The organism is Microcystis sp. (assembly GCF_048564745.1).
GTDB classification, from domain to species: domain Bacteria; phylum Cyanobacteriota; class Cyanobacteriia; order Cyanobacteriales; family Microcystaceae; genus Microcystis; species Microcystis ichthyoblabe_A.
Window position 1 is genome coordinate 21,969 of record NZ_JBLZRT010000170.1, and the last position, 9,046, is coordinate 31,014.

Genomic DNA, 9,046 nt, shown 5'->3' on the forward strand with positions numbered 1-9,046 from the left:
TTAAGTACATATATTCTACCTTTTTGTGATTGCTCGTCAGCCGCGCTCGATCATTGAAAATCTAACATAGAACTTGTAGATTTTTCTACCCATCCTAGCCGATTTTTTACGTTGTAAACTGCCAGTTTTACCATATTCATGCTCGCAGATATTCTGTAAGGATTTGCTGGCTTTTTAGGGTTAGGATCTATTTTAACGACATTTCCACTCCAAAGATCACTACCAGTTGCCCAGTCTAATCCAGCCAACAATGAAATTTTAGCACTATCAAAACTGTTGTTATTTTCATCATAAATATCGTGCAACAAGTATCCTAATATTTCTAAGCCTACACTACGTCCTAAAATACAACTTGTCTGAAATTGAGTTAACTGATCAACGGTTAATTTATCTGTGCTATTCTCCGCTATTTCTCTAGTTTGAGAACACTCATGAAAAAACTGATTTAAACATTTAGATAAAGCCTCAGATGATTCTTCAACGCTTATCTCTGTTAAATCAGAACTAATGTCGTTATCAAATGCTAAACTTACTAATTTAGCCACATAGTTAAATGTATAAATAAGTTTCTTTTTTAACGAAGTTTGATCTTTGATAGCTTCTGTTTTACCATCAAACATAGACACTTGATAGAGTAAATTTTTAGTAATACCCACCCGTCCTTCAAATTCACCAAAGGAAAGGAGTAATGATTTATCTAAAGGTCTTGTTTGAGCCATATCTCTAAAATCAGTTTGGCATTGTCTAAAATCCCCTTCCAAGACCAAAGTAATAGGAAAATCATTATCACCGATTAGTTCCCCCTCAGAATTTGTAATCAATTCGTGAATAGCGCGTTTACGATGTTGACCATCTGTAATATCTAATTTGATTCCACGTCCAATTACAACCAAGCATAGCCCACGAGCAAGATCGATCAGCTTAATTTTTTCTGGATCAACATTAGCTGTTAGAGTTCCTAAAATCCATGGTTTATCTTGTTTAATCCGCTTAAGGATATATTCTTTAACTTCCTCTGTATGTCCTTGAACCTCTGGGCGATTTTTTCCTGAATCGGGATCGTTCCCTGTAGATGGCTTTGCTTGGAGCAAGGTTGGTAAATCATGAGCGGGAACGTTTATTTGAACCATTTTTCGTTTTCCTTGTTGGAAAACTAGCCCAAGATAGCATTTCTCTCTGTAATGCTCAGAAAAGTAGTATTCCAGTACCTGATTCAGTTGTTGAGTCAAATCTGAAGAATGAGGTGCAATATCAGACATAATAAAAAAAACACCAAAAAACACTCAATACTCATATATTATATCAGTTATCTTAATGATGAGGCATGAAGTTTTCGTTTTGGGGAATAGGAAACGCCAGAATAGGGAACAAGGAACAGCAGCTGATCGTCCAGGGGTGATTCCGAATCCCGTCATACTTCATCTTTAGGCGAAACTCTGTAGTCATCCTTGAGACACTCAGTATGGAGAGAAATACGGACTTTTTATGACAGATACCCTCAAATCAGATAAGTCGCCTATCCGTACTATTGCGGAGTTTGTCGAGGATTTAAATTATTTAACTCAAGAAATACAGGAATTATACTGTGCAGATACTATTCCTTGGGTTGTGGGAGTATCATGGGGAAAAGATAGTACAAGTATATTGCAGTTAATCTGGAATGCGATCGCCGCCTTACCATTAGAGAAGCGAAACAAAACCATTCATGTCATCACTACCGATACTTTTGTTGAAAACCCAATTGTTTCTACTTGGGTACGCAGATGTATTAGACAGCTTACAGAAGCGGCAAAACAGCAACAAATGCCTGTTAAATCGCATCTACTGCATCCTGAAGTTGACGCTACTTTCTGGGTTTGTCTGATAGGAAAAGGATATCCTGCACCAAGGCGCGGCTTTCGCTGGTGTACTGATCGCATGAAAATTCAGCCTGTCAATAACTTTATTCGCAATTTAGTCAGAGTTCATTGTGAAACTATTGTTGTGCTAGGAATTAGGAAGGCTGAAAGTCAAGCGCGAGCAATCGCCATGAAAAAACATGAAATAGGTAGAGTTCGTGACAGATTAAGCCCCAATGGACGTTTAATCAACTCTTTGATTTATACTCCCATAGAAGATTGGCGTACTGATGAAGTATGGATGTACCTGCTTCAGTGGGAAAATCCCTGGGGAGGAGATAACAAAGAATTATTAGCAATGTATCGAGGAGCGACTGCGGATAATGAATGTCCCCTAGTGGTAGATACTTCCACTCCTAGCTGTGGAGATTCGCGCTTTGGTTGTTGGGTGTGTACGATGGTGAATAAAGATAAATCGATGGAGGCAATGATACAGAATGACGAGGAAAAAGAATGGTTACAACCGCTTTTAGACCTTCGCAACGAATTAGACTTAAAAAACGACAGAGAAAGGAGAGATTTTCGCCGTATTTATGGCAAGGTTGAACTTTTTGGTTCAGACAAGATCGAACCGATACCCGGCCCTTATACTAAAAAATGGCGGGAATATTGGCTGAGAAGGGTATTAGAAGCCCAGGAGAGCGTGCGTACTAATGCGCCAGAGGATATGAAAGATATTACCCTAATTACCACGGAGGAACTCAGCGAAATTCGCCGGATTTGGAGGGAAGAAAAGCACGAATTTGATGACCAATTACCGAAGATTTATAAACAAGTGACTGGAGAAACTTTTCAAGACCCGCGACCGGGAGCGGATAATAATCTTTTGGGGAGTGAAGAATGGGATATCCTCGCGGATATCTGTGCCGAGGATTCCATGCACCTAGAATTATTGGCTAAACTTATCGATACAGAACGTCAATATTTTCTAAAAATCTCTCGCAAGGGTATTTACAAAGACCTAGAAAAATGCTTTGAGTCTAGTTCTCGTAGTAAAGAGGAAGCGATCGAAAATGCTCGTTATGTCTATGATCTAAAGAATGCCGCTCAAAGTGGCAATATTGCTCAGGTGAAAGAACAACTCAAGGAGAGTTTTAGTGAACCGGAAAAAGACCCGCAAAAACAGTTAACTTGGGCCAGTATGAAATTCCCTACAACCGATGAGGAGGAGGAATAACGGGTTTATTTTACCCGTAAACTGGCGATCGAGTTGACCATCAATAAAATTACCATTTCCCGACGATGCGATGAAACCCTACCAAAAAATTCCTATTCGTGAATGTGGGGAACCCCTAGTACCTATACCCGCAGATAAGTTTGTTATCCCTTCTCCCCATGCTTACGAGAAATTAGGAGCTAATTATCGGGGTAAATCTCCCTATTTTTTGCGACAAGGGGTGTTAAATCCCCTGATTGATGCTCAAAACCGTCTGCAAGTCTATCAACCCGGTTGGCAAATTTTGATTTTTGATGCCTATCGACCGGTGGAAGTGCAACAATTTATGGTCGATTATACTTTTCAGACTCTCCTAGACACAAGAGGATTAGCCAAAGAGAAACTATCAGAGGCAGAAAGTCAAGCGATTTTAACAGAAGTTTACACTATTTGGGCGGTTCCCAGCGATAATGCCGCCACCCCGCCTCCCCATAGTACCGGAGCGGCGATCGATATTACCCTAGTGGACGAGAAGGGACAAGCCATCGACATGGGGGGAGAAATCGATGAGATCGGAGAGCGATCGCATCCCGATTATTATATCGCCGCAAAAAGCCCACGAGAACAGAGCTATCATCAAAAACGAGTTTTATTGGCTAAAGTGATGGAGGAGGCGGGATTTAGCCGACATAAGGGGGAATGGTGGCATTTTTCCCTAGGGGATCAGATGTGGGCCTGGTCGCTCGATCGAGCCTACGCCATCTATGGCAGAGTGGAGGATTAGGGAGATAGCTGTTAGGGGTAAACTGAAAGCAGCTGGTCTAGATAAATACTGATATACTAACAAAAGAAGACTCAAAGCTTAGACCGAATCCCGATCGATGATCGCCAAAATTTGATCAACAAAAGCTTGGTGATCAACCACCGGTTTAGAAATATAACCATCGGCCCCGCTCTGCTTGAGAAAATTCTCTCGATCGCCCTCCATAGCGTGAGCGGTGACGAGAATAACGGGTAAATCGGCGGTTTCGGGGTTAGCTTTGAGAATTTGGCTGATTTTAATGCCATCTACCGCTTTCCCTTCATAGACACTATGGGAGAGGGAGACATCCATTAAGATCACGTCCGCTTCCTTATCCCGAGCAATACGAAGCACTTCTTCCACATCTTCAGTCCCTTTGACCTCTAGACCACCTCGTTTGGTCAAAATTTTGGCAAAAACGCGAAAATTAATCGGGTCGTCTTCTACAATCAAAACAGTCGTCATAGGGATGCTCAGGGATAAACAAGGTTAAAACGGGCAAAATGCCTTATGATTCACAGCTAGACAGATTGAAAACGAGAGACTCATGGCCAAACAACTGGATTTCTTAGCTAGTGGTCAAATTATACCCACGGCCTTACACCAAGAGATGGAACGCTCCTATCTAGAATATGCCATGAGTGTGATCGTGGGGCGAGCCTTGCCGGATGTACGGGATGGACTAAAACCAGTCCATCGTCGCATATTATACGCTATGCACGAACTGGGTTTAACTCCCGATCGCCCCTTTCGCAAATGTGCGCGGGTGGTGGGGGATGTCTTGGGTAAATATCATCCCCACGGTGATCAGTCAGTGTACGAGGCACTGGTTCGTATGGTACAGGATTTTTCCAGTCGTTACCCACTTTTATCGGGCCATGGTAACTTTGGTTCGATCGATAACGACCCCCCGGCGGCCATGCGTTATACAGAAACCCGTTTGGCCGGCATCGGTGATCAGGCGGTTTTAGGGGGAATTAGCGATGCTATCGTTAATTTTAGCAGTAATTTTGATAATTCTCAACAGGAACCCGTTGTTTTACCCGCTCAGTTACCGATACTGATTCTTAATGGTTGTTCAGGTATTGCGGTGGGGATGGCGACTAATATTCCTCCCCATAATTTGGGGGAAGTGGTGGAAGGTTTAATCGCTTTGATTGATAATCCCGATTTAAGCGAGGAAAAGTTAGTAGAAATTATCCCCGGGCCCGATTTTCCCACGGGAGGCGAGATTTTAGATGATACCGGCATTCGCGAGGCTTATCGCACCGGTAGGGGGATTATTCCCGTGCGCGGAGTGGCGAAAACTGAAACAATTATCATTGAGGGCAAGCGCCGAAGGGAAAGGACGGCAATTGTGGTTACTGAGTTGCCTTTTCAGGTGAATAAGGCGGCATGGATTGAAAAAATCGCCGAATTAGTTAATTTAGGGAAATTGGAGGGAATTGCCGATATCCGCGATGAAAGCAATCGCGAAGGCATTCGGGTGGTGATTGAATTAAAGCGGGAAAGTCAACCGCAGCAGGTTTTGGCGGCTTTATACCAACAAACGGCCCTACAGACTAATTTCGGGGCGATTATCCTCGCTTTGGTCGATAATCAACCCCGGCAGTTATCGTTAAAACAAGTTTTACAGGAATTCTTGCGCTTTCGAGAAACAACTCTCACCCGTCAGTATGGCGATGAGTTGCAACAGGCCAGCGATCGCTTACACCTAGTGGAGGGTTTATTATTAGCTTTGCAGAATATCGATCGAGTGGTGGATATTCTCAAAAATGCTCCCGATGGGACGACGGCTAAGTATCGTTTTCAGGCAGAATTGGGCATTAGTGACGCTCAAGCTGATTCTATCTTGGCTATGCCCCTACGTCGTCTAACCGGTTTGGAAAGACAAAAGTTAGAGACGGAAGCGACGGAATTACAAACAAAAATTCAACAGTTAGAAACCCTCCTCCATAACCGTCAGGAGTTTCTCAAGTCTCTGAAAAAAGAATTGCGCTCTTTAAAGAAAAAATTCGCCGATAGCAGACGGACAAAAATTCGCACCGGCAAGTCGGGGGACAGGAGACAGGAGACAGCAGGGAAGAAACAGGATTCTGTGGTTAAAAAACAGGAGACAGTCCCGATGAAAAAATTTTCACCCCCACAGATGAAAGAGGTTTCCTTACCTACACCCCACACCCCACACCCCACACCCCCATTCAACTCAGAAGTTAAAAAACAGGAGAATAAAGTTAAGAAAAAATCTGACAGTGAGAACGAACCGATTTTAAGCCTATTTACGCCCCAAGAACCCCCAGAAAATGCGATTTTATGGCTTGATGCCGAAGATAAAATTAGTTGGACGACAGCGGAAGAGCGAGCGCCGGACAAGGGTTTAATTATCTATCAACAGGCGATCGAAAAACGGGAAAATTTTCTAGTTATCCTCGATAATGCCAAAGCTTACCCGATTGCTACCCGGGAAGTTCCTCCAAAAGACAATCAACCAGTGTTAATCTCCAGTCTGCTGACCAAAACCGCCCAAAAAGATTCAGAAGCCGTGTTAAATCAATTTTTCTTGACAGAACCTCAAAAAAATCAAGAATTGCTTTTACTGAGTCAACAGGGGCGAATAAAGCGACTTCCCATCGATGAATTAGAGGGGGTTGGTAGTCGGGGTTTGTCCCTGATGAAATTGAAAGAAGACGATCGCCTATATGCCGCTCTTTTTACTCACGAGGGTCTGGACTTAGCGATCGCCACCAGTAGCGGTCGGGTGTTGCGTTATCCCGTGCGCGAGGAATTATTGCCAATGATGAGTAAATCCGCTCAGGGTTTAGCAATTTTGCGATTGCGCTACGGGGAACATCTAGCCGGCTGTGTTTCTCTCCCCCATCGGCAAAATCTGCTGCTGATTTCGGGATTAGGTTACGGGAAAAGACTGGCGATCGAGAATTTACGCTTATCACAATTAGGCGATCTTGGTTCACCCGCTTTACAATTCGTTAACAAACAGGATAGTTTAGCGGCCATGGTAGCGGCCCGGGAGGGGAGTATAGTGTTATTAAGTACCAATCAGAATCGAAAACTACCCTTAGAGGTAGAGACTGTGACAGTTACGGGTAAAGACGGGACAGGTTCACAATTAGTCAAACTCAACCCCGCAGAAAAAATTATCAAAGCACAATTGTTACACCATCTCTAAACAATGGGGAAAAAATCGAAAAATTTTGTGCGTAAACACCGAAATTGGCAAAGATGGTTAAAACTAACTCTGATTCTGGTTTTTGGGTTTATTATCCTTAATCTAGCGATTAATTTAGCCGTCCGCTTGCCAATTAATCAACAAAAACCCATTGATGCTATCTTAGTTTTGGGGGGCAGCATTCGTCGGGAAATTTATGCAGCTAATCTGGCCCAGCAATACCCCAATATACCGATTTTGATTTCCCAAGGCTCGAAAGATCCCTGTATTTTATTACTATTTGAACGGGCAAAAGCACCAAAAACTAACGTCTGGTTAGAAAAGTGTGCCGATTCTACCTTCGGCAATTTTTTCTTTGCCGTGCCAATTTTAAAACAATGGGGAGTACATAAAGTAAAAGTTGTCACTTCTCCTACTCATTTACCCCGCGCTAAATGGTTAGCAGAAATTCACTTGCAATCCCACGGTATAGCAGTAGAAATCGATGCAGTCAGAGAAATTGGTATTCCGGGTAATCACGAATCAAAGCTAAAAACTGGTTTAGATGTGACTAGAAGTATAATTTGGGCTTTTGTCGGACAATTAATCTATCCCCCCTGTTGGCAAGTCATTCCCTTAAATTCCGTTGATTTGGAAGCTTGGCGCGATGAAGGTTTTCAATGTGAATATCAAGGTAAGATCAGCTAAACCATCCTCTCCCAGTTAGTTTTTTAGCGGCTGCATCCCATGTTTGTAAATCCACTAAGTTGGTGTTTTTAAAGGCAAACTCTCTCTTTCCACTTACCACTTCCCTATACCTTTTAAACAGGATTTAGTATGATCCTAAATCCTGTTATTAAAAACTGATTTTTATTCCCCCTTTTGCCTCATGCCTCATGCCTCATGCCTGTCCTGATATGTAGCCTATAATCAACGGATTTAGTATCAGAAACCCGATTGGGTATTGGCGATCGCATCTAGAGCCAGATTCAGTTTCAGCACGTTAACCCCCGGTTCGCCGAAGATGCCGAGAAAGCGATCGTCGGTGTTTTTGATAACGAGGATCTCCACTTGATTCGTCGGTAATCCCCGCACCCGCGCCACCCGCTCGATCTGCGCTCTGGCGGACTCCGGGGTGATATGGGGATCGAGACTCGAACCGGAGGTGTACACCAGATCCGCGGTGGGTTTAATTGCCGCTTTCTCCAATCGGGGAATCTCCCCCTGTATAGCTTTTGCCAGATCGGAATCGGGTTTTCCTTTAATGCGATCGATCAATGCGGGGTTACTGGGAGCTAGGTTACTCGCCCCCGAAATTCCGGTTTGCAGGACTTTGTTAGGATCGTTTTTCGGATCGGCCGTACTGTAGGCGGTGGTACTCGGACGACTATTAAAATAGCGATCGCCGGTGAAAGGTTGCCCAATTAGAGCCGAACCCACCACTTGACCTTGATTATTGGTAATTAAACTCCCGTTCGCTTGCCAGGGAAAAAGAATTTGACCGATGGCGATCATCGCAAAAGGATAGATCAGGGCGGTAATTACCCAGAGAACTAGGGTAGAACGGATGGCTCTACCGGCCTCGCGTGCAAAACTCATGATTAGAATCTCTCCGGGACAAAGATGACAAGGAACAGATAGATAAATAAAGCAAAGGCGACTAATCCTAAAAGGGTTAACGCAGAAGCTTGCCACCTATCGATAGTGCTTCCCGTAGAAGCTTGAACGATGGAGGAGAAAAGAATTGTTAGACAGAAATTTAAGAAAATGTACCCAAAAAATCGGTATTTTCTAGGGGCTGCTTTCATAAGAATTAGAGTTTTTTGGAGATTTGTTTTTGCCAGTAAATCAAGAAAATAGCTGTAGTTGTCAAAAATTATCAGACACCCCCCTTATCAAGCTATCCATTAGTCACATCTTTCTTAACATAAAATTTGACAAAAAGAGAAAAGTGTGCAAGATGGCTCAAGGAGGTTCTATGGGGGAACTAATTTGATGAGATAGTTTCCAAGTCTGGCTGATAT

The 9,046-nt window shown here is 43.2% G+C and carries 8 protein-coding genes; 4 read left to right on the plus strand and 4 right to left on the minus strand.

Annotated features, from left to right (window positions below):
* Nucleotides 1–50 precede the first annotated feature (50 nt).
* A complete protein-coding gene (locus ACOCD9_RS18360; protein WP_419548126.1) occupies nucleotides 51–1,259 on the minus strand; it encodes a DNA sulfur modification protein DndB in 1,209 nt (402 codons plus the stop codon).
* Nucleotides 1,260–1,485: 226 nt separating this feature from the next.
* On the opposite strand from ACOCD9_RS18360, the gene dndC reads away from it, so the two are divergent.
* A complete protein-coding gene (gene dndC, locus ACOCD9_RS18365) occupies nucleotides 1,486–3,075 on the plus strand; it encodes a DNA phosphorothioation system sulfurtransferase DndC (protein WP_287636371.1) in 1,590 nt (529 codons plus the stop codon).
* A gap of 70 nt (nucleotides 3,076–3,145) precedes the next feature.
* On the plus strand, nucleotides 3,146–3,838 hold the full coding sequence (locus tag ACOCD9_RS18370; protein WP_287700666.1) for a M15 family metallopeptidase: 693 nt from the start codon (nucleotides 3,146–3,148) through the stop codon (nucleotides 3,836–3,838).
* A gap of 78 nt (nucleotides 3,839–3,916) precedes the next feature.
* Here the strand turns inward: ACOCD9_RS18370 and ACOCD9_RS18375 are convergent, their stop codons facing one another.
* The gene (locus tag ACOCD9_RS18375) at nucleotides 3,917–4,321 is read right to left on the minus strand and encodes a response regulator (protein ID WP_287727140.1); all 405 of its coding nucleotides are present in this window, start codon (nucleotides 4,319–4,321) and stop codon (nucleotides 3,917–3,919) included.
* Between the two features lie 82 nt (nucleotides 4,322–4,403).
* On the opposite strand from ACOCD9_RS18375, the gene ACOCD9_RS18380 reads away from it, so the two are divergent.
* Nucleotides 4,404–7,043 (plus strand): DNA gyrase/topoisomerase IV subunit A, encoded by a 2,640-nt coding sequence (locus ACOCD9_RS18380; protein WP_419548127.1) that lies wholly within the window; start codon nucleotides 4,404–4,406, stop codon nucleotides 7,041–7,043.
* 3 nt (nucleotides 7,044–7,046) lie between these two features.
* Complete coding sequence (locus ACOCD9_RS18385) at nucleotides 7,047–7,730, plus strand: YdcF family protein (RefSeq protein WP_419548128.1); 684 nt, start codon at nucleotides 7,047–7,049, stop codon at nucleotides 7,728–7,730.
* A 237-nt stretch (nucleotides 7,731–7,967) separates the two neighbouring features.
* Here the strand turns inward: ACOCD9_RS18385 and kdpC are convergent, their stop codons facing one another.
* Together kdpC and ACOCD9_RS18395 are read right to left on the minus strand one after the other, a co-directional pair.
* Entirely contained in the window at nucleotides 7,968–8,621 is a 654-nt protein-coding gene (gene kdpC, locus ACOCD9_RS18390) for a K(+)-transporting ATPase subunit C (protein ID WP_419548129.1), read from the minus strand.
* 2 nt (nucleotides 8,622–8,623) lie between these two features.
* A complete protein-coding gene (locus ACOCD9_RS18395; protein WP_419548130.1) occupies nucleotides 8,624–8,830 on the minus strand; it encodes a potassium-transporting ATPase subunit F in 207 nt (68 codons plus the stop codon).
* Nucleotides 8,831–9,046: the final 216 nt, after the last annotated feature.

Excerpts from the sequence above, each read along its gene's own strand:
- ACOCD9_RS18360 (WP_419548126.1), bottom strand. The coding sequence starts at position 1,259 with ATGTCTGATATTGCACCTCATTCTTCAGATTTGACTCAACAACTGAAT.
- dndC (WP_287636371.1), top strand. The coding sequence starts at position 1,486 with ATGACAGATACCCTCAAATCAGATAAGTCGCCTATCCGTACTATTGCG.
- ACOCD9_RS18370 (WP_287700666.1), top strand. The coding sequence starts at position 3,146 with ATGAAACCCTACCAAAAAATTCCTATTCGTGAATGTGGGGAACCCCTA.
- ACOCD9_RS18375 (WP_287727140.1), bottom strand. The coding sequence starts at position 4,321 with ATGACGACTGTTTTGATTGTAGAAGACGACCCGATTAATTTTCGCGTT.
- ACOCD9_RS18380 (WP_419548127.1), top strand. The coding sequence starts at position 4,404 with ATGGCCAAACAACTGGATTTCTTAGCTAGTGGTCAAATTATACCCACG.
- ACOCD9_RS18385 (WP_419548128.1), top strand. The coding sequence starts at position 7,047 with ATGGGGAAAAAATCGAAAAATTTTGTGCGTAAACACCGAAATTGGCAA.
- kdpC (WP_419548129.1), bottom strand. The coding sequence starts at position 8,621 with ATGAGTTTTGCACGCGAGGCCGGTAGAGCCATCCGTTCTACCCTAGTT.
- ACOCD9_RS18395 (WP_419548130.1), bottom strand. The coding sequence starts at position 8,830 with ATGAAAGCAGCCCCTAGAAAATACCGATTTTTTGGGTACATTTTCTTA.